Genomic DNA, 24,196 nt, shown 5'->3' with positions numbered 1-24,196 from the left:
GGAGATTACGGGGTTCTATTGTAAATCTCACAAAGCGCAGTCAATCGTTCATTGCGAAAACGTGAATTGCGTTTTGGCCGAAATTCTGTATTTTGTTTGTATACAAATGAGTTGAGACGCCCCCGGAGCACATTGCCGTGCATGGGGTCGTTTTCCGTTTTTTCTGCAAGCCAGCGTCAGGACCTGCCCAAAATGACAGAGCACAGCCTCTGGCGTTTCTCGCGCGCATTGCACCGCGCGATCAACGACCGGCATTTCGAGGACATCGAGGCCCTGATCGACGAGGACGTCGAGTGGGCGCTCTACGGCCCGATCGACATGTTTCCGTTCCTCGGCGCGCGCCAGGGCAAGGACGCCGTGCTCGACGTCATCCGCCAGCTCGCCGACAATTTTAGGGTTCGCCGCTTCGACCGCGAGAGCATCATGCTGGGCGTCGATTCCGCCGCCTCGATGCTGCGCTATTCGCTGACGGCGCTGGATTCCAACAAGCCAATCAGCTTGCGGGTCGCGCAGTTCGCCCAGTTCAGGGCGGGCAAGCTGATCAGCATGCGCGTGCTGATCGACACGTTCGACCTGGTCGAGCAGGCACTCGGCCGCGCCATTCATCTACCGAAGATGACCAGCGTCGGCTGAAGGAGACACCAACGGGCCCCGCTTTTCGGGACCGATCGACTGATGCTCCTCGCGACACGTCCTGGCCTCCAGCCCCGCCGGATGCCGTCGCAAGGAAGCTCGTCATCGGGCGCGCGCTTCTCGCGCGGCCCGTTGGTTCGCGTCCCCGCGGGTTGCCACAATTTCGCAACGATAGATCAGCATCCTTCGCGCGGAATGGCGCATGGTGTTTGCGGACGGCCGCCCTATATTGGCGGAGAAATGCGCTGGGGTTCGCGGGCAGAACGATGGAATTCTCGACAGGTTTTGGCTGGACCAGGCTGCCGGTGCTGGCGGCGGCGTTCATTCTGGGCTCGGTGCTGACGGTCTCGGCGCAGATCCTTCCGCCCTTCTCCCCCGGGCCGGGCGCAGCGCCCGACGACGACGAGACGGAGACGGCGGAAGCCGCTGACGTCAACGACCCCGACGTGATGAAGGGCATCGACGTCGACAAGCTCGACTGGAGCCAGCTCGCGATCGACGCCGGTACGCTCAACGACCTCATCGCCGCCAAGAAACGCGCGCAGGCCGCGGCCAATGACGGGATGAACTGGTCGTCCAACGCCAATGCCAACGGCTCCTCGGCGGTGACGGTGAAGCAGTCGGTCTCCTCGTTCTGGGACGCCCGCATCGGCGCCGACATGACGGTCACGAGCGAGCCGCGGACGATGTCCGAGCTGCTGGCGCAGAAAGCCGCCAATGGCGGCAGCCTGCCGCAATCCTCCGGCAGCGCCTGGGCGGCCGCGACCGCGCCGGGCGCGGGGGTGATCTGGGACAAGACCGCGGTCGAAGCCCGCGTCGATCCCGGCGCCGATCAGAGCAAGCTCGGGGCGTCGCTGACCAAATCGGTGCCGCTGTCGGGCGACACGTCGCTGACGCTCCAGAACGGCTACAGCGTCAACCAGCAGGGCACGACCGCCGTCCCCGGCATCGGCGGGCACGTCACGCGCAACTACGAGACCGACCAGTCCGCCAAGGTCACCCTCACCGACACCGGCACCAGCATCACCGCCGGCCAGACGCTGTCGACCACCGACGACAAATGGCTGCGCAAGTTCGGCGCCGAGCAAAAGCTGTTCGACAACGTCACCGTCTCCGGCTCGGTCGGCGAGACCTCGCAAGGCACCGTCAACAAAAGCCTGACGGCGGGATTCAAGAAGAGCTGGTAGTCTTTCGCCTCTCCCCGCGTGCGGGGAGAGGCCGGAATTTGCGAAAGCATATTCCGAACACCGCCCGCGCCGCGCATTCACTTTGGCGCGTCGCAGCGTTCAGACTCTCGTAACCATACGCCACGGCAAAACCCCCGAATGGTCCGCCCTTGCCGCATCTCGGCCCAGTTACGGTCAAAATCCGAAGCCCTGATGCGAACGCCTTACAGACGTCGTCGTGCGGGGGACACTCGCGCTGCGCTCAACGCGAACAGGGGAACAACGATGAACGCCATTCGTCCGGAAAAGATCGAAGCCGCCGAGACCGAGACCGTCGACAGCAACCTTGCCGCAGTCACCGAGGTCGAAGCCGGCATCCGTGACTTCGTCCGCAACGACATCGCCTATCTGCGCCGGCCGGCGGCGACCACGACCGACGCATCGCCGCTCGATCCGAGCGCGGAAGCCACCGTCACCAACGTCAACTCGCTGATCCAGCGCGTCGCCGGCACCTCGCTCGCCGAGATCGAGAATTTGATCTCCGAGCTCGAGAGCCTGCGCGACCTGCTCCATGCCGAAGGCCAGCGCGTCCAGCGCGAGATCTCCGGCTACGCCCAGCTCAGCCAGGCCGCGATGAAGTCGACCCGCATGATCGCCGACAACGTCGCGCAGTGGAAGCGCGCCGCCGACGGCCTGCGCAACAGCTGATCGCTGGTACCACGCATCACTCGGCCGCCGCGTCCCGAAAGGGGCGCGGCGGTTTTGATTCTGGGATGCGCTCTCGTGCCCCGGACGCGGTGCGGCACGCAGTGACGCGCCGCAGAGCCGGGGCCCATGCCCATCCGGAACGCGCCGCGCGATGGGTCCCGGCTCTGCGCAGCAGCGTTGCACGCTGCAGCGCGTCCGGGACACGAGAGTGCGCTTTTGAACCCTCCACCCCTCCCCCGCGACTAACGCCAAGCGCCCGTGCCGCCACGGCAGGGCTGGGGACATTTCAGATGGAAAGCATTCGGCCCGACACCACGGACCCGATACCGCTGCGACCCGCGCCGAACCAGTTCGGCACGATCATGCTGCGCTTTGTCGGATTGCTGGCGGTTGCGATCGCGGTGCTGGCGTTCGTCTATAGCCGCTGAGCGGAGGCCGGACGCCGGCCCCGAAAAGTTAACGAACTCTTACCGGGCGGCTTCCACGGTCGAGGCTTCCAGGGTGTAGGCGCCATCGGCATAGCCCTTCACCACCATGCCGGCGACCAGCATCACGGCCAGCGTCGCGGTCGCAAAGATGAATCCGACAAACTTGAGTGCGCCGCGGTCTGCCATGGTCCTCGTCCCCTGAACTCTGCCCAATTCGTTTCAATTAGACAGCGACAGGTTCATAATTAGTTAGCAACTCGATGGTTCCGCCAACTGCTTTGCGGATAACCATGTTGCGCAGGCTTATGGCAGCCGCGCGGAATCGCGTCCATAGCGCGCGGGCAACACTCGCGCGCTCTTTTCAGCCGTTCATCTTGGAGCTGATCTAACCGCTCTTGCGCATCGGCACGAAGGCGGAGGCGGTGATGGCATAGACCTCCTCGCCGCGCTGGTTGGTGCCGGTGGTGCGGGCCGTCAGAATGCCCCAGCCGGGGCGCGAGGCGGAGGTGCGCTTGTCGATGACGACATTGACGTAGGAGACGGTGTCGCCGGCGAGCACCGGCCGGATCCAGCGCAGGTCGCGAAAGCCCGGTGACGGACCCCACACCGCGACCTCCTCGCCGCGCGCTGCGGCCTCTCGCGCCAGGCGCTGGCCGTCCGCGACAAGCAGGCTCATGCAGGCCGAGCCGACATGCCAGCCCGAGGCCGCGAGCCCGCCGAACAGCGAATTCTTGCCCTCCTCCTCGTCGAGGTGGAAGCGCTGCGGATCAAACTTGGCGGCGAAGGTCTTGATCGACTCCGCCGTGAAAATGTAGGCGCCGATCTCGCGGCGCTGTCCGATCGCGATGTCTTCGAAGAACCGCATCAGACCGCCCCCTCGCGCCGCTTGATCAGGATCGGCGAGGTCATCTCGGCGAGCGCCTGCCCCGCCGCGTTGCGCACGGTGCATTTGAACTTGACGATGCCAAGCTCCGGGCGGCTCTTCGAAGCGCGCGCCTCCAGCACGTCGACATCGAGCATGAGATCGTCACCGGGCCTGAGCGGCGAAAGCCAGCGCACCTCGTCGACGCCGGGAGATCCCAGTGAGGCGGCGCGGGTGATGAAACCGTCGGCCATCATGCGCATCATCAGCGAGCAGAGGTGCCAGCCCGATCCGGACAGGCCGCGCAGCATGCTCTTGCTGGCGGCGTCCTCGTCCAGGTGCATCGGTTGCGGATCGAACTCGGCGGCGAAGGCCAGGATCTCGTCGCGGGTGACATGGCGCGGGCCGAACGTTCCGAACCGGCCGGGCGGGAAGTCTTCGAAGGTCAGGGTCATCTTGGGATTGCTGGAGGAAATGACAGATTGTGGCCGCACTTTGCGGCAATCTCAACCCGCCGCTCCGCATGGCTCGTGCTACATAGGGCGCGGCGGCTTTGGTCTTGAGTCGGATCAACCGGGGGCCGAGATCCACTTACCGAGGCCCGGTTCGAAGTCCCGATTTGCCTGGGGAGAGCAATGTTTTCATTCAGCGACCTGTTTCAGTGGGACCGCTTCATCACGCCGACGATCATCAAGACCTTCTACTGGCTGGTGATCGCGCTGATCTGCCTGTTCGGCCTCTCCGGCATCTTCTCCGGCTTAGCTGCGATGGCGATCAGCCCGTTCGGCGGCTTCCTGGTGCTGCTGTCCTCGATCGCCAGCGTGGTGGTCGGCATCGTATTCTCGCGCATCGTCGCGGAACTGATCCTGATCATCTTCCGCATCAACGAGCATCTCGGCGCCATCCGGGACCAGGGCGGCGGGATGCGGTGAGGCCGGCAGAGGTGCCGTAGGGTGGGTTAGCCGAAGGCGTAACCCACCAACTTCGTTCGGCAAACGCGGAAGCATGGCGGGTTACGCCCTGCAGATGCGCTTCGCGCATCATCTGCAGGGCTAACCCACCCTACGTATCCGTCGAGATCTTACGTATTGAACCGGAAGTGCATCACGTCGCCGTCGGCGACGACGTATTCCTTGCCTTCGAGGCGGAGCTTGCCGGCATCGCGGGCGCCGGCTTCGCCGCCGAGCGCAACGTAGTCGTCGTATGCGATGGTCTCGGCGCGGATGAAGCCTTTCTCGAAATCGGTGTGGATCACGCCGGCCGCGCCCGGCGCCTTGGTGCCGCGATAGATGGTCCAGGCGCGCGCTTCCTTCGGGCCCACCGTGAAATAGGTGATGAGGTCGAGCAGCGTGTAGCCGGCGCGGATCAGGCGGTCGAGGCCGGCCTCTTCGAGACCCAGCGTCTCCAGGAAGTCGGCGCGTTCTTCACGCGAAATGGTCGCGATCTCGGATTCGATCTTGGCGGAGATGACGACGGCGACGGCGCCCTCCTTGGCAGCCTGCTCCTGCACCGCCTTGGAGAACGCATTGCCTGTCGCGGCCGAGCCTTCCTCGACGTTGCAGACATAGAGCACGGGCTTGGACGACAGCAGGCCGAGCATCCCGAACGCGCGCTCCTCCTCCGCCTTGCGCTCGACGAGACGTGCGGGCTTGCCCTCGCGCAGCAGCACCAGGGTGCGGTTGACGAGGTCGAGCTGCTCCTTGGCGTCCTTGTCGTTGCCCTTGGCCTTCTTGGTGAGGTTGTCGACGCGCTTCTCCAGGCTGTCGAGGTCGGCGAGCATCAGCTCGGTCTCGATGGTCTCGATGTCGGCGAGCGGAGCGATCTTGCCCTCGACATGGGTGATGTCGGAATCTTCAAAGCAGCGCACGACGTGCGCGATGGCGTCGACTTCGCGGATGTTGGCGAGGAACTGGTTGCCAAGGCCCTCACCCTTGGAGGCGCCGCGCACGAGGCCGGCGATATCGACGAAGGTCAGCCGGGTCGGGATGATCTGCCCGGACTTGGCGATCGCCGCAAGCTTGTCGAGCCGCGGATCCGGCACGGCGACCTCGCCGACATTCGGCTCGATGGTGCAGAACGGATAGTTCGCGGCCTGCGCCGCCGCCGTCTCGGTCAGCGCATTGAACAAGGTCGACTTGCCGACATTGGGCAATCCGACGATCCCGCATTTGAATCCCACGAGCGTTATTCCTTGCCGTTGTCGTCCTTGGTCAAAAACCCCTTCGCCTGCATGGCGAGATGCACCCTGTTGGCGAAGGTCGCGTCCGTGCCTTTGGCGATCAGCGCGGCGTGCTCGGCCACGGCATCGCAGAGCGTCGCCACCCAGTCGTTGTCGGCCTTGGCGAAGTCCGACAGCACGTGGCCGTGCACCAGTTCCTTGACGCCGGGATGGCCGATGCCGAGCCTGACACGGCGGTAGTCGTTGCCGATATGCGCCGAGATCGAGCGCAGACCGTTGTGGCCGGCGATGCCGCCGCCGATCTTCACCCGCACCTTGCCCGGCGGCAGCTCGAGCTCGTCGTGGAACACGGTGACGTCGCCCGGCGCGATCTTGAAGAAGCCTGCCGCCTCCTGAACGCTGCGGCCGGAATCGTTCATGTAGGTCGTCGGCTTGAGCAGGATCACGCGCTCCGTGCCGAGCGTGCCTTCCGAGGTCTCGCCCTGAAACCTGCGGCGCCATGGCGAGAAACCATGACGCCGCGCGATCTCGTCAACGGCCATGAAGCCGATATTGTGCCGGTTACGTGCGTATTTCGCGCCGGGATTGCCGAGCCCAACAAAGAGTCGCATGACGCGGCGCGCCCCTCGCTCGGCGCGCGATCAGAGACCGCGCGCCAGCTTTGAGAGATTACTTCTTCTTGTCGCCGCCGGCGGGAGCCTTGGCAGCCGCAGCAGGTGCAGCCGCACCGGCAGCCGGAGCCGCACCAGCCGCCGGAGCAGCAGCGCCCGCAGCCGGAGCCGCGCCACCAGCAGCAGCCGCAGCAGCGGCCTTCTGCTCTTCGGCGTAGCCGGACGGCGGCACGATGGTGACGAGGGTCGCGTCCTCGCGGGTCAGCGCCTTGACGCCAGCCGGAAGCTTGACGTCAGACAGATGGAGCGAGTGACCGATTTCCAGCGCGCCGACGTCGGCCTCGATGAACTGCGGAATGCTCTCGACGCCACATTCGAGCTCGATCGCGTGGGCGACGATGTTGACGGTGCCGCCGCGCTTCACGCCCGGAGAGGCTTCCGACTTGACGACGTGCAAGGGAACGCTGATGCGGATGGTGGCGCCTTCGCCGAGCCGCATGAAGTCGACATGGATCGGGAAGTCCTTGACCGGATCGAGGTGGTAGTCGCGCGGAATCACGCGGTGCTTCTTGCCCTCGAGGTCGATGTCGACCAGCGTGGTCAGGAACCGGCCGGCCAGGATGCGCTGACGCAGTTCGCGATCTGCAATCGAGATCGTGACGGGGGGCTGGTTGTTGCCATAGATCACTCCGGGCACTCTCCCGGCGCGACGCTCAGCCCGGGCGGCCCCCTTGCCGCTCTTCGGACGTGCGGTCGCCTTCAATTCCTTGACGGTCGTCGCCATGTCGTTAAGTCCTTGTTTTTGCAAAAGTTAATGGGCCGCAACGCGGCCCATGGCATAGTTCGCAGCAAGCCTCCAGGGGTGCGGGGGCCACGAACGTGGCGGGCTTTTACCCGGAAGACGCGGAAATGACAAGGAGAATGGGCTGCCCGGGTGGGGTTCCCACCCCGGTTCTTACCCTCCCCTGGAGGGGGAGGGTCGATGCGCAAGCAGCGAAGCGGAATGCGCAGCGGGGTGGGGTGACAGTCTCTCCAATGAGGCGGTGCCCGAGTGGAGAGATCACCCCACCCCGGCGCTCCGCGCCGACCCTCCCCCTCCAGGGGAGGGTAAGCAGTCCTACCCGCCGAGCTTGGCCTCCAGCGCCGCGATGCGCGCCTTCAGGGCCTCGTTCTCCTCGCGAGCGAGTCGGGCCATGTCCTTGACGGCCTCGAACTCCTCGCGCTTGACCAGGTCCATGTCGCGCAGGAATTTTTCGGCCTGGGTGCGCATCACCGTGTCGAACTCGCGCTTGACGCCCTGGGCGGCACCGGCGGCGTCGTTCATCAGGCGGCCGATCTCGTCGAAAAACCGGTTGTTGGTCTGGGTCATGTCGGCCTCCGATAAACTTTGCGCGAACTCTCGGGCAGACAATGGCAATCCGATTGGGCCGGTTCAAGGGCGAAGCGGCGGTATCCTTGTCATGCCCCGGTTTCCTTGCAATCGTATTCAACGTCCCGGCATAAGAAGAATCACAAGGCGCACGAGATGATCGACCAGCAGATCGCGATTCCCACCAAGGACGGCCACACCGCAACCTTCATCAGCCATCCCGAACGTGGCGGGCCGTTTCCGGTCATCCTGTTCTACATGGACGCACCCGCAATCCGCGAAGAGCTGCGCGACATGGCGCGCCGGCTCGCGACATCAGGCTATTACGTGATGCTGCCCAACCTCTATTACCGCTCCGGCGTGATGGAGCTCGGTGCATTGCCGGCCGACCCGAACGCGCCCGAGCGCAAGCGCATGTTCGCACTGATGGGCTCGCTCACGATCCCCATGATCATGGACGACACCAAGGCGCTGCTCACTTATGCCGAAGGCCAGGCCGCCGCGAACACGAAGATCGTCGGCACCGTCGGCTACTGCATGAGCGGCCGTTATGCCGTCAACGCCGCCACGCATTTCCCCGACCGCGTCAAGGCCGCCGCCTCGATCTACGGCACGCAGCTTGCGACCGACCAGGACGACAGCCCGCATCTTGCGGCAGCCAAGACCAAGGCCGAGCTCTATTTCGCCTGCGCCGAGACCGACATCTACGCGCCCGCCGAGATCATCGAGAAGATCAAGCAGGGCATGAGCGGCGCCAAGGCCGAGGTCGAGATCTACCCCGGCACGCATCACGGCTTCGCCTTCCCCAAGCGCCCGGTCTATGACCGCGACGCCGCCGAGCGGCATTGGGAGCGCCTGCTGGCGCTCTATCGCCGCAATCTCGTGTGAGCAGCAGTATGATCGGCCTATCCGCGAACCCGGTGCACCTCTCCCGCTTGCGGGGGAGGTCGGCGCGAAGCGCCGGGTGGGGGTTCTCTCCACACGGAGATTATCTCGATTGCGGAGACACCCCCTCCCCAGCCCTCCCCCGCAAGCGGGAGAGGGAGCGCAGCTCCGTCGGGGCCGCAGCTTGCCCATCGAACTCTAGAAACAAGGCGTGATGCCCTTTCTGCTCATCGACTTTCCCGCCTTCAAGCCGATCGCCATCGAGATCGGTCCGTTCGCGATCCGCTGGTACGCGCTGGCCTATATCTGCGGCATCGTGTTCGGCTGGCTCTATGCCCGTTCGCTCCTGAAGAAAGAGCGCCTGTGGGGCGGGCCTGCGCCGATGTCGCTGGTGCAGATCGACGATTTCATCCTGTGGGTCACGCTCGGCATCATCCTCGGCGGCCGCACCGGCTACGTGCTGTTCTACAACCTGCCCTTCTTCATCGATCATCCCGCCGCGATCTTCAAATTGTGGGAAGGCGGCATGTCGTTCCATGGCGGCTTCCTCGGCTGTGTCGTCGCGGTGATGTGGTTTGCCTACCGCAATAGCATCCCGATCCTGTCGCTCGGCGACATCACCACCGCGGTCGCACCGGTCGGGCTGCTGCTCGGGCGCATTGCCAATTTCATCAATGGCGAATTGTGGGGCCGCGCCACCGATGCGAGCCTGCCCTGGGCGATGATCTTCCCCAACGACCCGACCCAGCTCCCACGCCATCCGAGCCAGCTCTACGAGGCCGGCATGGAGGGCATCCTGCTGTTCACGGTGCTTGCGATCATGATCCGCTTCGGCGCCCTGAAGCGACCCGGCATGATCCTCGGCGCCTTCATCCTGATCTATGGTCTGACCCGGATCGCCGGCGAGCATTTCCGCGAACCCGACGCCCAGCTCGGCTTCCTCTGGGGCGGATTAACCATGGGCATGCTGTTGTCGATCCCGATGCTTATTGTAGGCGGCATACTTATTGTATTGGCAATCAGGCGCGGTGCGCCGAAGCCGATCGGGGCTGTCAGTTAATTCATTTCGAGAAAGCACGTCGTGACCGACCAGCCGCTACTCAACGAGATCAAGGCGCTGATCAAATCCTCAGGCCCCATGCCGGTCTGGCGATACATGGAACTGTGCCTGATGCACCCGCGCTACGGCTACTACGTCTCGCGCGATCCGCTCGGGCGCGAGGGCGACTTCACCACCGCGCCCGAGGTCAGCCAGATGTTCGGCGAGCTCTTGGGCCTGTGGACCGCCTCGGTGTGGAAGCAGATGGGCTCGCCGCAATTCCTGCGGCTGATCGAGCTCGGCCCCGGCCGCGGCACCATGATGGCGGATGCGCTACGCGCGCTCCGCGTGCTGCCGCCGCTCTACCAGGCGCTTCATATCCATCTGGTCGAGGTCAATCCCGTCCTGCGCGAACGGCAGAGTGCGACGCTGTCGGGCGTGCGCAACATCGCCTGGCACGACAGCATCGACGACGTGCCTGATGGTCCGAGCATCATCCTCGCCAACGAATATTTCGACGTGCTGCCGATCCACCAGATGGTGAAGCGCGAGAACGGCTGGCACGAGCGCGTGATCGAGATCGATCCCAACGGCAAGCTTCAGTTCGGCGCGGCTCCCGAACCGACGCCGCGCTTCGACGTGCTGCTGCCGCCCTTGGTGCGGGCCGCACCGGTCGGTGCGGTGTTCGAATGGCGGCCGGACGGGGAGATCATGAAGCTCGCCACCCGCGTCCGCGACCAGGACGGCGCCGCGCTGATCATCGATTACGGCCATTTGCGCAGCGATGCCGGCGACACCTTCCAGGCCATCGCGCGCCACACCTTCACCGATCCCCTCAAGGCCCCGGGCCAGGCCGACGTCACCGCCCATGTCGATTTCCAGGCGCTGGCGCGGGCGGCCGAGGACGTCGGCGCGCGCGTGCACGGCCCGGTGACCCAGGGCGATTTCCTCAAGCGCGTCGGCATCGACACCCGCGCGGCCGCCCTGATGCAGAAGGCGACGCCTGAGGTCGCCACCGACATTTCGATCGCGCTCAAGCGCCTGACCGACACCGGACGCAGCGGCATGGGCGCGATGTTCAAGGTGCTCGGCATCTCCGAGCCGCGGCTGTCAGGCCTCGCCGGCCTCAGCGATCTCGAACGGACTGGAGAGGGTTCATGACGCTTGCTTCATCGCTGCTCTCGGCGGTACCCGGCCTGCGCCATGCCTTCTTCACCCGCAAGGGCGGCGTCTCCGGCGGCATCTATTCGGCGCTGAACGGCGGGCTCGGCTCCAACGACGACCAGGCCCTCGTCGCGGAAAACCGCCGCCGCATGGCCGAGCATGTCGGCGTGGCGCCGGAACGCTTTCTCAGCCTGCACCAGATCCACTCGCCCGACGTGCTCGTCGCCGAGACGCCATGGCCGAGCGGGCCGCGGCCGAAGGGCGACGCGCTGGTCACCAAAACGCCCGGCATCGCGCTCGGCGTCTCCACCGCCGATTGCGGGCCGGTGCTGTTCGTCGATCCCGATGCGCGCGTGATCGGCGGCGCCCATGCCGGCTGGAAGGGCGCGCTGACCGGCGTGCTGGAGGCAACGATCTCGGCGATGGAGAAGCTCGGCGCCACCCGCGGCGGCATCATCGCCGCGATCGGCCCGCTGATCCGGCAGGACAGCTACGAGGTCGGCAACGAGTTCGTGGCGCGCTTCATCGCGGCGGATGCGGACAACGCGATGTTCTTCATCCCGTCGGTGCGCGAGGGCCACGCGATGTTCGACCTCGCCGGCTTCATCCGGGCGCGGCTGGAGGCCGCCGGCATCCTGATGATCGACGATCTCGGCCTCGATACCTACGCCGACGAGCGCTTCTTCAGCTATCGTCGCTCGGTGCATCGCAAGGAGCCGGATTACGGCCGCCACGTTCACGCGATCGCGCTCGAAGCGTGAACACAGGGGCAACGTCGTCTCATTCCGGGGCGATCCCCTGACGCGATGACGGTGGCTTGTGTCGCCTCTGCCCTAGACCTTAATCGATTTTAACGATATCGCTGCCCTCCATAATGAGGGACGCGTCATCCATCTTGCGCCGCGCGGGTTCGCGCGTGCTGGCGGTCATGCTGCTGGCAGCGGCGACCGCGCTTGGCGGCTGCGCCGGCGGCAACGGTGCCGCCAACTCCTACGCGATGGCGCCGAGCGCCGGCTCCGGGGCGACGGTGGCCTTCGAATCGATCGACGGGCCGCCGCCTCAGGTGTTCGACCGCATGGTCGGCGTGCTCGACAGCGAATCCAAGCTGCGCAGCCTGTCCGTGGTCTCCCGCGAAGGGACGGCTGCCTATCGCGTGCGCAGTTATCTCTCTGCCCAGATCGTGCGCGGCAGGACCGTGATCGCCTGGGTCTGGGACGTCTACGACGCCAACCAGCAGCGGGCGCTGCGCCTCTCCGGCGAGGAACCGACCTCGGCCAAGGGTGGCCGCGATGCCTGGGCCGCCGCCGACGACCTCGTGCTGCGGAAGATCGCCCAGGCCGGATTCAGCGGACTTTCCAACATGATCAACGGCACCCCGGATGCGCCGAGCACGGCTCCCGGCCTGCGCGGACCCGCGGTGGCAAGCGTGACCCCGGAGGCGACGGCGCCGCAGATGCCGGCCTCGGCGCTGGGCTATGCCGAGCGATAACCCCCGCTAAACCACGGCCTCAACTTGCAGCCAAACCGTTGGCCCGACTCAGGATTTTCAAAGGGAAAACGTAGCATCCCGGGTTGCCATTGCGGCCCCCGGCCTGATATTTCCTCGCCCGTCGTAACCGTGCTTCCAGTGGGTATTCCCAGATGTTGAACGTCCTATCCAGCAAAGCGCGGGAGGAAGCGTCCATGTCGGCCAAGAACGGCTCCATCAAGCTCGTCGCCGGCAACTCCAATCCGGCTCTCGCACAGGCCATCGCGCAGGGCCTCGACATGCCGCTGACCAAGGCGGTGGTCCGGCGGTTCGCCGACATGGAGATCTTCGTCGAGGTCCAGGAGAACATCCGCGGCTCGGATGCCTTCATCATCCAGTCGACCTCGTTTCCGGCGAACGACAATCTGATGGAGCTGCTGATCATCACCGACGCGCTGCGCCGCTCCTCGGCGCGCCGCATCACCGCAGTGATCCCCTATTTCGGCTATGCCAGGCAGGACCGCCGCTCCGGCTCGCGCACGCCGATCTCGGCCAAGCTCGTCGCCAATCTGATCACCCATGCCGGCGTCGACCGCGTCATGACGCTCGACTTGCATGCCGGCCAGATCCAGGGCTTCTTCGATATCCCGACCGACAATTTGTTCGCTGCCCCCGTGATGGTGCGCGACATCCGCGAACGTTTCGATCTCGGCAAGGTGATGGTGGTTTCGCCCGACGTCGGCGGCGTGGCTCGCGCCCGCGGCCTCGCCAAGCGCATCAACACCCCGCTCGCGATCGTCGACAAGCGCCGCGAACGTCCGGGTGAATCCGAGGTCATGAACGTGATCGGCGACGTCTCCGGCTACAGCTGTATCCTGGTCGACGACATCGTCGATTCCGGCGGCACGCTGGTCAATGCGGCCGACGCGCTGATCGCCAAGGGCGCCAAGGACGTCTACGCCTACATCACCCACGGCGTGCTCTCCGGCGGCGCAGCCGCCCGTATCGCCGGCTCGAGGCTGAAAGAGCTCGTCATCACCGACTCGATCCTGGCGACGGAAGCGGTGAGCAAGGCGCCGAACATCCGCACGCTGCCGATCGCCAGCCTGATCTCGGACGCGATCGCGCGCACCGCCGCTGAAGAGTCGGTGTCGAGCCTGTTCGACTAGCTTTCTCGATTCCGAAAGGTCTCGCAGGGTGGGCAAAGGCGCAAAGCGCCGTGCCCACCTTTTTTGTTGCCGCGAAGACGGTGGGCACGCTGCGCTTTGCCTACCCTACGGCGTGCCTACCTCGCGCCGCAGCACGCCCCACAGGCCCCACGGGTTGTTGCCGGCTGCCGCCCATGACATCATCCGGACACCCGAGTCATCTCTGCCTTCTGGATGCCCGATGCCACGCCGGAAATTCGCCTGGGAGAAGCTGTCGGATGACGAGTTGCTCAAGCAGCGCCTCTCCAGCCTGAGGGTGACGGTCGAAGGCACCTGGCTCGAGGACTGCGTCGGCACGCTCCACGAGGAGCTCGAAGAGCGGGGCATCCGGCTGCGGCCGCACACATGGATCTCGAGCGAATGGTTCAGCCCGGGCGACGTGCCCGGCATCGCCATCCCGTTCTATCTCGCCCATCCCCGCCTGATGAAGCTCGAGAAGAAGATGATGTTCGACGTCGAGGGCGGGACCTGGCGCGAATGCATGGCCATCCTCCGTCACGAGGCCGGCCATGCCCTGCAGCACGGCTACCAGCTGCAGCGCCGGCGGCGCTGGCAGCAGCTGTTCGGCCCGTCATCGAGACACTACCCGCGCTACTACCGCCCCAATCCGGCGAGCCGGCGTTATGTCCAGCACCTCCGCCTCTGGTACGCACAGAGCCATCCGGATGAGGATTTCGCCGAAACTTTCGCGGTGTGGCTGCGGCCGCGCTCGAACTGGCGAACGCGCTATGCCGGCTGGCCGGCGCTGAAGAAGCTCGAATATGTCGACGAGCTGATGGGCGAAATCGCGGGAAAGCGGCCGCTGATCACGACGCGGGAGCGTGTCGACCCGCTGGGCCGGCTCAGCCAGACGCTCGAAGACCACTACAAGAAGAAGCAGGCGTTCTATGCCTTCACGCCGCCGAAGACCTACGACCGCGATCTCTCCCGGCTGTTTTCCGCCGATCCACGCCATCACCGCTCGAAGCCGGCTTCGAGCCTGATCCGGCGCCACCGCGCCCAGATCAGGCAATTGGTCTCGCGATGGACGGGCGAGAACCAGCTCACGCTCGATGCCGTGCTCGACGACATGATCTCCCGCTGCCGCGAGCTCGACCTGCGCGCCGTCGGCCCCGAGCAGAAGCTCGTTCTCGATTTCACCGTCCTCGTGACCGCCAAGACGATGCACGCGCTGTTTGGCCCGTCTCGGCGCAAATGGATCGCGCTATGAGACGCTTGCGCATTCTGGTCCTGATGCATCCGGACTTCATGCCTCCGGACTCGAGCGACGGGTACAGCGCGCAGGAAATCAACGCGTGGAAAACGGAATACGACGTGGTGAGCACCTTGCGCACGGCCGGCCACGAGGTCCGCGCGCTCGGCGCGCAGGACGAGATCAAGCCGATCCGCGAGGCGATCGAGGAGTTCAAGCCGCACGTGGTCTTCACGTTGCTGGAGGAATTCCACAACAACGTCGCCTACGACCAGCACATCGCCAGCTATCTCGAACTGATGAGGGTTCCCTATACCGGGTGCAATCCGCGCGGCCTGATCCTCGCGCGCGGCAAGGATTTGTCGAAGACGCTGGTGCATCATCGCCGGATCGCGGCGCCGGCTTTCGCCGTGTTCCCGATGCGCCGCAAGGTGAAACGCCCGACGCGCCTTGCACTGCCGCTGATCGTCAAGAGCCTGAACATGGACGGGTCGTTCGGCATTTCGCAGGCCTCGATCGTCGACACCGACGAGAAGCTGGCGGAACGCGTCGCCTTCATCCACGAGCGGGTCGAGTCCGCGGCCATCGCCGAGCAATTCATCGAGGGGCGCGAGCTTTATGTCGGCGTGCTCGGCAACAACCGCTTGCGCGTTCTGCCGGTTTGGGAGCTGAAATTCGGCAGCATGGGCGGGCGCAGGTCACGTCACATCGCCACCGAAAAGGCCAAGCACGACACCGACTATCAGGAGAAGGTCGGGATCGTCGACGGGCCGGCGAAGGACCTCGCGCCCGAAGTTACCGCCCGCATCCAGCGCGCCGCGAAACGCATCTACCGGGCGCTCGGCCTCGACGGTTACGCGCGCATCGACTTTCGCCTCGCCGCCGACGGCACGCCGTATTTCATCGAGGCCAACCCCAACCCCGAGATCGCCAAAAGCCAGGAGTTCGCCACGGCGGCTCAACATGCAGGGCTCAACTATCCGGATCTCCTGCAACGCATCCTGACCCTCGGGATCAGCCGGGCCAAGGCGGGCGTGTCGCTGGGTTAAGAGCGGATTCAAGCAAAACCCGGCAACACCACGTCCTTCATGAGTGCGAGCATCACGGCGGTCTGCTCCTCGCCGGATCGCCGGTAATTTCCGCAGTGGATCGCCACGACGAGATCGCGCGCCGGCATCACGAACAGATATTGGCCACCCCAGCCGACACCGCCGAACCAACGCAGGGGTTGCGCCGTGGCGAAATCGCCGATGTACCAATGATAGCCGTAATCGCGGCCGGGGCGGATCGGGACGACCGGCGTGGTCACGCGCTTCACCCAGTCGGCCGGAACGAGCTGTCGACCGTCCCATTTGCCGTCGGCCAGCATGAGCTGACCGATCTTGACGAGGTCGCGTGGCAAGAGAGCTGCGCCCGACGCAGCGCGCGGTTCGCCGTCACGGCCAACGCGCCAGTCGGACCGGCCAAAGCCCATCGGATCGAACAGCACGCGGCGGCAATAGGCCGGCAGGGCTTCGCCGGTGCCTTTCGCAATCAGCCGGCCGAGCAACGCGGTCGCGCCGCCGCAATAGGTCCACTTCGCGCCGGGCTCGCCGACGATCGGACGTTCGAGAATGAAGCGGTAACGCTCGGGCGCGGCTTCCATCGCCGTCTCGCTGTTGCGCGGCTCGCCGTAAACGACCGAGAGCTCGTCCCATTCGAAGCCGAGCGTCATCGAGAGCAGGTGATGGATCGTGATCTTGTCGCGGCCTGGCTGCGCGGCGAGATCGGCATATTCCGGAAACTGCGCGTAGAGCTTGGCATCCGGCGGCGGCACCTTGCCTTCCGCGAGCGCGATGCCGTAGGCGAGACCGACGACGCTCTTGGAGATAGAGCGCAGATCGTGCAGCACGTCGGGGCCAAAGACGACGTCGCCGAGCGGAGCGCCCAAGCGCTCGTCTGCGCCCCGCCCGTAATGCTCGAACACGAGCTTGCCGCCCTGGCTGACCAGGAACACGTGCAGACCGGGCACCTTTCCGGTCTGCATGAGCCCGGCGAGGCGCTCCGCCGCATCGGACGATGCTGCAATCGCGGGCATGGCCCGCGGAAGGACGACGCTCGCGCCGAGGCCCGCCAGCAGATGACGACGGTTGAGATAGGCCATGGTCTATTTCCTCTGGAATGGGGTATACACAGGTACCTTGTAATACACAGTACCTTGCTATATAAGCTCTCTCGAAAGCGGTGTAGTCAAGGAGGAAATGGCCGACTCGACGAATCAGGTTCAGCTCAAGAAGGGCGCGCTGGAGCTCTGCGTGCTCGCTCTGCTCGCGCGCGGCGAGAGCTATGCCTATGAGATCGCGAGTACGCTGTCGGCCGGCGTCGGCATGGGTGAAGGCACGATCTATCCGCTGATGCGGCGCATGCAGGACGACGGGCTGGTCGACACCCGCCTCGAGGAATCCAGCAGCGGTCCGCCGCGCAAATATTATCGGCTGACGGCTGCAGGCCGCGCCGCCTTCACCGCGCAGAAGCGCGAATGGCGGAGCTTTTCGGATGCCGTGAACAGGCTGCTCGGAGACGCCAGATGAACCGCGCCGACTTCCTTCACATCCTCGGCGATGGGCTCGCGGGACTGCCGGCGATCGAGATCGACGACATCCTGGCCGACTACGCCGCCCATTTCGAGGAGGCCCGCGCTTCGGGGCGGTCGGAGCAAGAGGTCGCCTCCGCGCTCGGCGACCCCAGACGGCTGGCACGCGAGCTGCGCGCCGAGACGGGATTGCGGCGGTGGGAGAACCATCACTCCTTCCGCAACTCCACGGCCGCGCTGTTTGCGCTCAGCGGCCTCGCCGTGGTCGACATCGTCCTGCTGCTGCCGCTGCTGCTCGCCGTCCTGCTCATCCTGCTCGTGATCGCTTTCGTGATGTGCGTGCTTGGAATCGTCGGCATCGGCTTGCTGATCAGCGTCTACAAGCACGCGGGCGACGGACGGATCGTCGAGCTGATCCTGCGCGGGCTCGCTGGCGTCGCGCTGGTCACCACGGGCGCAGGTTTCGCTGCGTTGCTGGCGCTTGGGCTCAATGCGGCGGTCCGGTGGCTCGGCAACTACGCGCGGCTGCATTATCGGCTGCTCAAGCCGGAGCGGACCGACGCGTAAGTCAGGGCATGGTCATCCGGGGCGGCGCTGCCGCCGAACCCCGGAACAACCTTGTTGTGCCTATCCGACAATTCCCGCCGCGACCTGGCCGCGCAGGCGCTCCAGGCCGAGCAGCGTGTTGGCGCAGGCTTCCGCGACCTCGACACCCTTGATCGCAAAGTGCCTGCGGAAGAAATCGTAGTGCACCTCGGTCTCGTGGAATTGCTGCGGCGTCAGCACGGCCGAGAACACCGGCACCTCGGTGCGCAGCTGCACGTCCATCAGCGCCTTGATCACGGTGTCGGCGACGAATTCGTGGCGATAGATGCCGCCGTCGACGACGAGACCGGCCGCGACGATCGCGGTGTAGCGCCGCGTCTTGGCGAGGATCTGCGCGTGCAGCGGGATCTCGAACGAGCCCGGCACCTCGAACACGTCGACATGGGTGAGGTGGCGCGCCTCGGCTTCCCTGATGAAGGCGATGCGGGCTTCCTCGACGACGTCGCGGTGCCAGCAGGCCTGCACGAAGGCCACCCGCTGCGGCTTTGCGAAATGCGGATGCTCGATGGCCGGCGGGTCCACGGGAACCGGCGATTGTGTCTGGGAAGTTTCGGTTTGGGGGTCTTGCAACATCTGATTCATGGCTTTCCTCAGTTAAGGACCAGAATCAGGGCACACGGAACGACAAGCAGCCGCACCTCGCGATGCGTCCGCCACCGACCGTTCTCTTTCATCCGGACTTTAACCGTCGGCTTCGGAGTTGCACCGAATCTGCTGACCCTTCCCTTCGGAAGAAGTCCCTTTCGGGACAATCCTTGGGGAAGGCGCTCGCGGGCTTGGGCCTTTCGGCCCTTACCGCCGGTGGGGACTTTCACCCCGCCCTGAGAACATCGGCCGTCCGGAATGAACGGCCTGCCCCGAAATATGACGCCGGAGGGCTACCGCAGCAAGCGCGTTCCGCATGGAAAAACCGCATGGTCCCATGCTCCCATGGCGGTCCGGCCCTCGCGGGACGGAATTAACGATTGGGGCGCGGCCGGGACTCCGATTCCGATTTGTTCTTCCCGTTAATAATTGTGGCCGAGATGAGCTGTGGACGAACGAGTCCTCGCTTGTGGACGGACTCGGCAGCCAGTTGCGCAGATTCCGCAAATCACATCAGTTGATCCGCGACAAGCCCGCGCTTGATCCCCGGGTCGCAACAGCGACTCCGCGGGATCGCCTCAGCGATATCGAGGGAGCGCGCGCCGGACCAACCGCGTGCGTATCAAAGACAACAAGAAGGCAAGAGGTCGAGACGGCATGTCCCTGCTCGAAGGCGCTATCGATTCCCGAAATCACCCGCTCGCGGTGGTCGAGGATATCGCTGCCAGCAACAACTGGCCGTTCGAACGCTCCGGCGAAGACGAACTCACGATTGTCTCGAAGGGACAATGGACCGACTATCAGCTCTCGTTCACCTGGATGGGCGGGATCGAGGCGCTGCATCTGGCCTGCGCATTCGACATGAAGATTCCGCTTCCGCGCCGCGGCGAAGTGCAGCGGCTCGTCGCCGCCGTCAACGAGCAGTTGTGGGTCGGCCATTTCGACCTGTGGACCAACACCGGCATGGTCATGCATCGCCAGGCCCTGGTGCTGCCGGGCGGACTCACCGCCTCGACCGCGCAATGCGAGGCCATGCTCGCCGGCGCCATCCACGCCTGCGAGCGCTACTTCCCGGCGTTCCAGTTCGTGGTGTGGGCCGGCAAGAGCACGACGGAGGCGATGGACGCGGCGATGTTCGATACGGTGGGCGAGGCGTAAGGTCTCTCGCGACGTAACAGAATCGCCGCTCGCGCCTCACGTCGTCCCGGACAAGCGCGCCTAAAGCGCGCGCAGATCCGGGATCCATACCGCGTGATTTCGCTTGTGGCACGCGCTTGTTGCCAACACCTCCATCCACTAAAACCAGTCGTGGTTATGGGTCCCGGCCTTCGCCGGGACGACACCGAATTTGTGGTGACCACAGTGGCGAACAGCACTCTTCAAAACATCACCGGCACCATCCTTCTTGCCGGCGCCGGCAAGATGGGCGGCGCTATGCTGACCGGATGGCTGGCGGGCGGGCTCGACCCGCGCCGTGTCGCCGTGGTCGATCCGCACATCGCGCCCGAGATCACCGCGCTCGCCGCCCGGGGCGTGGCGCTCAATCCCGATGCGAAGGCGGCAGGCCAGGTCGAGACCATGGTCGTCGCGGTGAAGCCGCAGATGTTCCGCGAGGCCGGCGCCAAGCTGAAGTCCTTCGTCTCCGAGAAGACCTCGGTGGTCTCGATCATGGCGGGAACCACGATCGCCTCGCTTCACGAGGTCTGTGGCGGCGCGGTCGTGCGCGCGATGCCGAACACGCCGGCCGCGATCGGCCGCGGCATCACGGTGGCGGTTGCGGCGAAGAATGTCAGCCTTGCGCAACGCGCGGTGGCCGATGCGCTGCTGCGCGCCACCGGCTCGGTCGAATGGGTCGATGATGAAAGCCTGATGGACGCGGTGACCGCCGTGTCCGGCTCGGGACCGGCCTATGTGTTCCTGCTCGCCGAGGAACTTGCGCGGGCCGGTGTCGAAGCGGGATTGCCCGAAGCGCTGGCGACGAAGCTCGCGCGGGAGACCGTCGCCGGCTCCGGCGAACTGCTGCATCAATCCGAGCTTCCCTCCGCTACGCTGCGCCAGAACGTCACCTCGCCCGGCGGCACCACCGCCGCGGCCCTCGGCGTGCTGATGGGCGAGCCAGGCCTGCGCGAGTTGATGATCCGCGCGATCGCCGCTGCAACGCAGCGGTCGAAGGAACTGGCGAAGTAAGACGGTGCCAAAGGGTGGGTTAGGCGAAGCCGTAACCCACCCTGCTTCAGCGATTGCAGAACGAAGTTGGTGGGTTACGCTTCGCCAACCCACCCTACGATTTCTACGGTTTCGAGCCTGCGGCGAGCCGCCTGTTGAACAGCTCGACATTGACGAGCCCGCGCGCGTGGCGGCCCTCGCCGAGCTTGCGGGTACCCTCGAACGCCTCGACCTCGAAGCGGATGACGCGGCGCTCGACCGCAGTCACCTTGGCGGTGGTCCGCACCGTCGCGCCGACGAGGGCGGCTGCGAGATGGCGGATGTCGACCTCGGTGCCGACCGTGACCCAGCCCGGCTGAAGCGCAGCGCGGATCGCATCGCCCGCCGTCATCTCCATCTCGAGGATCATCATCGGCGTCGCGTAGACAAAAGGCATGCCCGGCACGAAATGCCCGACCGTGCGCTCCACGGGGACCACCAGCGTGCGCTCCGCGCTCATGCCTGTTGTGATGAAGCCGCGTGCGTCCATGCTTGCCTCACACCCGGTGTCGTCCCGGACAAGCGCGCCATGAGCGCGCGCCGATCCGGGACCCATAACCACAGGACGTCGTGGTTACGGGGACTCGGAGTTACCGCTTCACCACATAACCACTCCCTGTGGTCATGGGTCCCGGATCTGCGCCGACGCTTGTCCGGGACGACAGCGGAAAATGCCGCGCCGGCGTTGGCTACTTCTTCGCCGCCGCCGCGCGCTCCACGAAGGTCTTGCCGCCCTTCATCTTGTGGCGGAGCGGGGCTTCGTTGATCTGGATGACGACGGCGTCGGCGTCGACGCCGAGATTCTTCACCAGTGCCTGCGTGATGTCGCGCATCATGCCGGCCTTCTGTTCATCGGTGCGGCCTTCGGCCATGCTGACGGTGATCTCAGGCATTGTGTTCGCTCCCTCTTCTCTCTCCGTCATGGCCGGGCTCGTCCCGGCCATCCACGGTCTTCGCTATCAAACAAGACGTGGATGCCCGGGACAAGCCCGGGCATGACGACGCCAGTGAATGGCTAGCCCCAGCTCACGTCATGGCGGGCCAGGACCTCGCGCACCTTCGCGACGAGATCGGCTTCGCTGCACGAGAACTGCGCCGGACGCGTTTCGCGCCATTCCTGGTTGGAGGCGATGGCGGCGGCCGCCTTGGCGCCCTCGATCAGATCCTTGATCTGCAGCTCACCGCGCGCCTTCTCATCCGAACCCTGGATGATCACGCAAGGTGAGTTGCGGCGGTCGGCATATTTGAGCTGGTTGCCCATGTTCTTGGGATTGCCGAGATAGAGCTCGGCGCGGATGCCGGCGGTGCGCAAGCTCGCCACCATCTTCTGATAGTCGGCGACGCGGTCGCGGTCGAACACGGTGACGACGACGGGGCCGAATTCGGGCCGGGTGTCGAGCTTGCCGAGCAGCGTCAGCGCAGCCTGGAGGCGCGAGACGCCGATCGAGAAACCGGTCGCCGGCACCGGCTCGCCGCGAAAGCGCGAGACGAGACCGTCATAGCGGCCACCGCCGCCGACCGAGCCAAAGCGTACGGGCCGGCCCTTATCGTCCTTGGTGTCGAGCAGCAGTTCGACCTCGTAGACGGGGCCGGTGTAGTATTCGAGACCACGTACGACGGACGGATCGATCTTGATGCGGTCCGCGCCGTAACCCGACGCCGTCACCAGCTTGGCAATCTCTTCCAGCTCGCTCACGCCGGCCTGACCGACTTCGCTCTTGGCGAGGTAAGCTTCCGCCGCAGCAATGGCTTCTTTCCAATCGTCACGCGGTTTGGTGATGGCGAGAACAACGTCAGCCTCCGCCGCACTCAAATTGGCGCCCTTCGTGAAGTCGCCCTTGCCTTCCTCGCCGCCGTCCCAGCGTCCGGGACCGAGCAGCTTGCGCACCTCGTCGGCGGGAAACTTGTCGAGCTTGTCGATTGCGCGCAGCACGGTCAGTCGGCGCGCAGCATTCTCGTCACCGGTGAGCCCGATGGCCTCCAGAACACCGTCGAGCACCTTGCGGTTGTTGACCTTCACCACGTACTGGCCGCGCGCAACGCCAAGCGCCTCCATCGTGTCCGCGGCCATCATGCAGATCTCGGCATCCGCCGCCGGCGTTGCCGAGCCGACGGTATCGGCGTCGAACTGCATGAACTGGCGGAAGCGGCCGGGGCCGGGCTTCTCGTTGCGGAACACATAGCCGACGCGGTAGCTACGATAGGGCAGGACCAGAGCGTCGGTCCCGTACCGCTCGCCGACATAGCGCGCGAGCGGCGCGGTCAGATCGTAGCGCAGGCTGATCCACTGCTCGTCGTCGTCCTGGAACGAAAACACGCCCTCGTTCGGGCGGTCCTGATCGGGCAGGAACTTGCCGAGCGCGTCGGTGTATTCCATCGCCGGCGTCTCCACCGGCTCGAAGCCGTAGAGCTCGTAGACGGCGCGGATCTTCTCGACCATCTCGCGTGTCGCCCGGATCGCGGCGGGGTCGCGATCCTCGAGCCCGCGCGGCAGGCGCGCCTTCAGTTTCTGGGGTTTTTTGGGTTTCTCGGCCATGCGCGGCATTTACCAGTCGGGGCGCAAGGCGGCAACCGCCGCCTTTTCCCCTCTCCCCTTGTGGGAGAGGGTGGCTCGCCGCGCCAGCGGCGAGACGGGTGAGGGGTCTCTATCCGCGAGCACGCCTCTCACGATTGAAATTGCGGAGAGAACCCCTCATCCGGCGCTTCGCGCCACCTTCTCCCACAAGGGGAGAAGGAAGAAAGTCCCCTTTTACGGCTGCTCCATCCGCGCCCGGAGCGCGTCGGCGTCGGTTTTCGGCATGGATTTGAGCAGCGGCTTGATGGTTTCCCCGCCGACGATCTTGCCGTTGCGCATGAACATCCAGTCCGAGATGTCGGTATCCTTGAACTCGGCGAGGTCTCCGAACCGCTTCCCTGACAGATTCCGAGGCGTGTCGGCGAAACGCGCTGCATATTCCCCGGTCGGAAGCTTCTTCACCTCGCTCATCCAGATGTGCTCGTCATTGCCGGCGGCCCGAAATCGCACCTTGAGGGCGTGCTCTGTCTCCATCCGTTTTGGCGCCTCATAGGAAGCCCAGAAGACGGGCAGTGTCGCGCGTGCGCGCGCGATGGCGGCATTCATCTCGGCGTCGGTGTCAGCAACGCTGATGACGCGGTCCGCCACGTCGAGCGCGGGCCCCGGACGCAATGTGAGAATACCGTAGACGGCGACTGCCGTTACGACAGCGGATAGGGCCCATTTGATCTGCTGGGGGAGAGGAGTGGGCATGGAGCGCAACGTCTGGGAGGCTTGATGTCCCAGACATTGTCACACAGT

General features: G+C 65.3%; 30 protein-coding genes and 1 riboswitch. Of the genes, 17 read left to right on the top strand and 13 right to left on the bottom strand.

Annotation, left to right across the window (positions count from 1 at the left end; genetic code table 11):
* Positions 1-192 precede the first annotated feature (192 nt).
* The 4 genes from AC1RUR_RS17595 (at position 193) to AC1RUR_RS17580 (ending at position 2,935) form a co-directional block, all read left to right on the top strand.
* Complete coding sequence (locus AC1RUR_RS17595) at positions 193-633, top strand: nuclear transport factor 2 family protein (RefSeq protein WP_492846172.1); 441 nt, start codon at positions 193-195, stop codon at positions 631-633.
* A 266-nt stretch (positions 634-899) separates the two neighbouring features.
* Complete coding sequence (locus AC1RUR_RS17590; protein ID WP_492846170.1) at positions 900-1,820, top strand: hypothetical protein; 921 nt, start codon at positions 900-902, stop codon at positions 1,818-1,820.
* 264 nt (positions 1,821-2,084) lie between these two features.
* Entirely contained in the window at positions 2,085-2,507 is a 423-nt protein-coding gene (locus tag AC1RUR_RS17585; protein WP_492846168.1) for a hypothetical protein, read from the top strand.
* A gap of 290 nt (positions 2,508-2,797) precedes the next feature.
* On the top strand, positions 2,798-2,935 hold the full coding sequence (locus tag AC1RUR_RS17580) for a hypothetical protein (protein WP_018648329.1): 138 nt from the start codon (positions 2,798-2,800) through the stop codon (positions 2,933-2,935).
* A 39-nt stretch (positions 2,936-2,974) separates the two neighbouring features.
* Here AC1RUR_RS17580 and AC1RUR_RS17575 read toward each other — a convergent pair whose 3' ends face one another.
* From AC1RUR_RS17575 to AC1RUR_RS17565, 3 genes are all read right to left on the bottom strand, one after another.
* The gene (locus AC1RUR_RS17575; protein WP_027545961.1) at positions 2,975-3,121 is read right to left on the bottom strand and encodes a hypothetical protein; all 147 of its coding nucleotides are present in this window, start codon (positions 3,119-3,121) and stop codon (positions 2,975-2,977) included.
* Positions 3,122-3,320: 199 nt separating this feature from the next.
* Positions 3,321-3,800 carry a MaoC family dehydratase gene (locus tag AC1RUR_RS17570; protein WP_492846165.1) on the bottom strand — a complete coding sequence of 160 codons (480 nt, stop codon included), beginning with the start codon at positions 3,798-3,800 and terminating at the stop codon, positions 3,321-3,323.
* Positions 3,800-4,252 (bottom strand): MaoC family dehydratase, encoded by a 453-nt coding sequence (locus AC1RUR_RS17565; protein WP_492846163.1) that lies wholly within the window; start codon positions 4,250-4,252, stop codon positions 3,800-3,802. The genes AC1RUR_RS17570 and AC1RUR_RS17565 overlap by 1 nt, the downstream gene beginning before the upstream one ends.
* 180 nt (positions 4,253-4,432) lie before the next feature.
* Here AC1RUR_RS17565 and AC1RUR_RS17560 point away from each other — a divergent pair, with 180 nt between their 5' ends.
* On the top strand, positions 4,433-4,729 hold the full coding sequence (locus tag AC1RUR_RS17560) for a DUF4282 domain-containing protein (RefSeq protein WP_008130310.1): 297 nt from the start codon (positions 4,433-4,435) through the stop codon (positions 4,727-4,729).
* Between the two features lie 149 nt (positions 4,730-4,878).
* Here AC1RUR_RS17560 and ychF read toward each other — a convergent pair whose 3' ends face one another.
* The 4 genes from ychF to AC1RUR_RS17540 all read right to left on the bottom strand — a co-directional run bounded on the left by ychF (position 4,879) and on the right by AC1RUR_RS17540 (position 7,956).
* Entirely contained in the window at positions 4,879-5,976 is a 1,098-nt protein-coding gene (gene ychF, locus AC1RUR_RS17555; protein ID WP_492846161.1) for a redox-regulated ATPase YchF, read from the bottom strand.
* A gap of 5 nt (positions 5,977-5,981) precedes the next feature.
* The gene (gene pth, locus AC1RUR_RS17550) at positions 5,982-6,587 is read right to left on the bottom strand and encodes an aminoacyl-tRNA hydrolase (RefSeq protein ID WP_492846159.1); all 606 of its coding nucleotides are present in this window, start codon (positions 6,585-6,587) and stop codon (positions 5,982-5,984) included.
* Between the two features lie 58 nt (positions 6,588-6,645).
* Positions 6,646-7,371 carry a 50S ribosomal protein L25/general stress protein Ctc gene (locus tag AC1RUR_RS17545; RefSeq protein ID WP_492846157.1) on the bottom strand — a complete coding sequence of 242 codons (726 nt, stop codon included), beginning with the start codon at positions 7,369-7,371 and terminating at the stop codon, positions 6,646-6,648.
* 333 nt (positions 7,372-7,704) lie between these two features.
* Positions 7,705-7,956 carry an accessory factor UbiK family protein gene (locus AC1RUR_RS17540; RefSeq protein WP_007596812.1) on the bottom strand — a complete coding sequence of 84 codons (252 nt, stop codon included), beginning with the start codon at positions 7,954-7,956 and terminating at the stop codon, positions 7,705-7,707.
* A 156-nt stretch (positions 7,957-8,112) separates the two neighbouring features.
* On the opposite strand from AC1RUR_RS17540, the gene AC1RUR_RS17535 reads away from it, so the two are divergent.
* The 8 genes from AC1RUR_RS17535 (at position 8,113) to AC1RUR_RS17500 (ending at position 15,961) form a co-directional block, all read left to right on the top strand.
* A complete protein-coding gene (locus AC1RUR_RS17535) occupies positions 8,113-8,844 on the top strand; it encodes a dienelactone hydrolase family protein (RefSeq protein WP_492846155.1) in 732 nt (243 codons plus the stop codon).
* 211 nt (positions 8,845-9,055) lie between these two features.
* Complete coding sequence (gene lgt, locus AC1RUR_RS17530; RefSeq protein ID WP_492846153.1) at positions 9,056-9,901, top strand: prolipoprotein diacylglyceryl transferase; 846 nt, start codon at positions 9,056-9,058, stop codon at positions 9,899-9,901.
* Positions 9,902-9,922: 21 nt separating this feature from the next.
* Positions 9,923-11,041, top strand: coding sequence for a class I SAM-dependent methyltransferase (locus AC1RUR_RS17525; RefSeq protein WP_492846151.1), 1,119 nt, complete (start codon positions 9,923-9,925; stop codon positions 11,039-11,041).
* Positions 11,038-11,805: a peptidoglycan editing factor PgeF gene (gene pgeF / locus AC1RUR_RS17520; RefSeq protein ID WP_492846149.1), complete on the top strand. Its 768-nt coding sequence runs from the start codon at positions 11,038-11,040 to the stop codon at positions 11,803-11,805. Before AC1RUR_RS17525 ends, pgeF begins: the two co-directional genes overlap by 4 nt.
* Before the next feature lie 113 nt (positions 11,806-11,918).
* The gene (locus AC1RUR_RS17515) at positions 11,919-12,533 is read left to right on the top strand and encodes a hypothetical protein (protein WP_492846147.1); all 615 of its coding nucleotides are present in this window, start codon (positions 11,919-11,921) and stop codon (positions 12,531-12,533) included.
* 194 nt (positions 12,534-12,727) lie between these two features.
* Positions 12,728-13,681, top strand: coding sequence for a ribose-phosphate pyrophosphokinase (locus AC1RUR_RS17510; RefSeq protein ID WP_492846146.1), 954 nt, complete (start codon positions 12,728-12,730; stop codon positions 13,679-13,681).
* 220 nt (positions 13,682-13,901) lie between these two features.
* Positions 13,902-14,930, top strand: coding sequence for a putative zinc-binding metallopeptidase (locus AC1RUR_RS17505; RefSeq protein ID WP_492846144.1), 1,029 nt, complete (start codon positions 13,902-13,904; stop codon positions 14,928-14,930).
* A complete protein-coding gene (locus AC1RUR_RS17500; protein WP_492846142.1) occupies positions 14,927-15,961 on the top strand; it encodes a D-alanine--D-alanine ligase family protein in 1,035 nt (344 codons plus the stop codon). The genes AC1RUR_RS17505 and AC1RUR_RS17500 overlap by 4 nt, the downstream gene beginning before the upstream one ends.
* A gap of 8 nt (positions 15,962-15,969) precedes the next feature.
* Here AC1RUR_RS17500 and AC1RUR_RS17495 read toward each other — a convergent pair whose 3' ends face one another.
* Positions 15,970-17,055, bottom strand: coding sequence for a serine hydrolase domain-containing protein (locus AC1RUR_RS17495; RefSeq protein ID WP_492846140.1), 1,086 nt, complete (start codon positions 17,053-17,055; stop codon positions 15,970-15,972).
* A gap of 97 nt (positions 17,056-17,152) precedes the next feature.
* Between AC1RUR_RS17495 and AC1RUR_RS17490 the strand changes: the two genes are divergently transcribed.
* Both AC1RUR_RS17490 and AC1RUR_RS17485 read left to right on the top strand, forming a co-directional pair.
* Positions 17,153-17,482, top strand: coding sequence for a PadR family transcriptional regulator (locus tag AC1RUR_RS17490; RefSeq protein ID WP_492846138.1), 330 nt, complete (start codon positions 17,153-17,155; stop codon positions 17,480-17,482).
* Complete coding sequence (locus AC1RUR_RS17485; protein ID WP_492846136.1) at positions 17,479-18,051, top strand: DUF1700 domain-containing protein; 573 nt, start codon at positions 17,479-17,481, stop codon at positions 18,049-18,051. The genes AC1RUR_RS17490 and AC1RUR_RS17485 overlap by 4 nt, the downstream gene beginning before the upstream one ends.
* Before the next feature lie 60 nt (positions 18,052-18,111).
* Here the strand turns inward: AC1RUR_RS17485 and AC1RUR_RS17480 are convergent, their stop codons facing one another.
* On the bottom strand, positions 18,112-18,672 hold the full coding sequence (locus AC1RUR_RS17480; RefSeq protein ID WP_492846134.1) for a 6,7-dimethyl-8-ribityllumazine synthase: 561 nt from the start codon (positions 18,670-18,672) through the stop codon (positions 18,112-18,114).
* Between the two features lie 76 nt (positions 18,673-18,748).
* A riboswitch (FMN riboswitch) is annotated at positions 18,749-18,923 on the bottom strand.
* Between the two features lie 409 nt (positions 18,924-19,332).
* Between AC1RUR_RS17480 and AC1RUR_RS17475 the strand changes: the two genes are divergently transcribed.
* Both AC1RUR_RS17475 and proC read left to right on the top strand, forming a co-directional pair.
* Entirely contained in the window at positions 19,333-19,833 is a 501-nt protein-coding gene (locus AC1RUR_RS17475) for a type III secretion system chaperone family protein (RefSeq protein ID WP_492846133.1), read from the top strand.
* A gap of 156 nt (positions 19,834-19,989) precedes the next feature.
* Entirely contained in the window at positions 19,990-20,862 is an 873-nt protein-coding gene (gene proC, locus AC1RUR_RS17470; RefSeq protein WP_492846131.1) for a pyrroline-5-carboxylate reductase, read from the top strand.
* A gap of 103 nt (positions 20,863-20,965) precedes the next feature.
* Here proC and AC1RUR_RS17465 read toward each other — a convergent pair whose 3' ends face one another.
* From AC1RUR_RS17465 to AC1RUR_RS17450, 4 genes are all read right to left on the bottom strand, one after another.
* Positions 20,966-21,370: a thioesterase family protein gene (locus AC1RUR_RS17465; protein ID WP_492846129.1), complete on the bottom strand. Its 405-nt coding sequence runs from the start codon at positions 21,368-21,370 to the stop codon at positions 20,966-20,968.
* Positions 21,371-21,569: 199 nt separating this feature from the next.
* Positions 21,570-21,773 (bottom strand): tautomerase family protein, encoded by a 204-nt coding sequence (locus AC1RUR_RS17460; RefSeq protein ID WP_008144861.1) that lies wholly within the window; start codon positions 21,771-21,773, stop codon positions 21,570-21,572.
* 122 nt (positions 21,774-21,895) lie between these two features.
* Positions 21,896-23,416, bottom strand: a complete 1,521-nt coding sequence (gene hisS, locus AC1RUR_RS17455) for a histidine--tRNA ligase (RefSeq protein ID WP_492846127.1) — start codon at positions 23,414-23,416, stop codon at positions 21,896-21,898.
* A 213-nt stretch (positions 23,417-23,629) separates the two neighbouring features.
* Positions 23,630-24,148 carry a DUF2314 domain-containing protein gene (locus AC1RUR_RS17450; RefSeq protein ID WP_492846480.1) on the bottom strand — a complete coding sequence of 173 codons (519 nt, stop codon included), beginning with the start codon at positions 24,146-24,148 and terminating at the stop codon, positions 23,630-23,632.
* Positions 24,149-24,196 lie beyond the last annotated feature (48 nt).

The organism is Bradyrhizobium sp. GW821-FHT12B03 (genome assembly GCF_058807535.1).
This window is presented reverse-complemented; position numbering and strand designations above follow the sequence as displayed.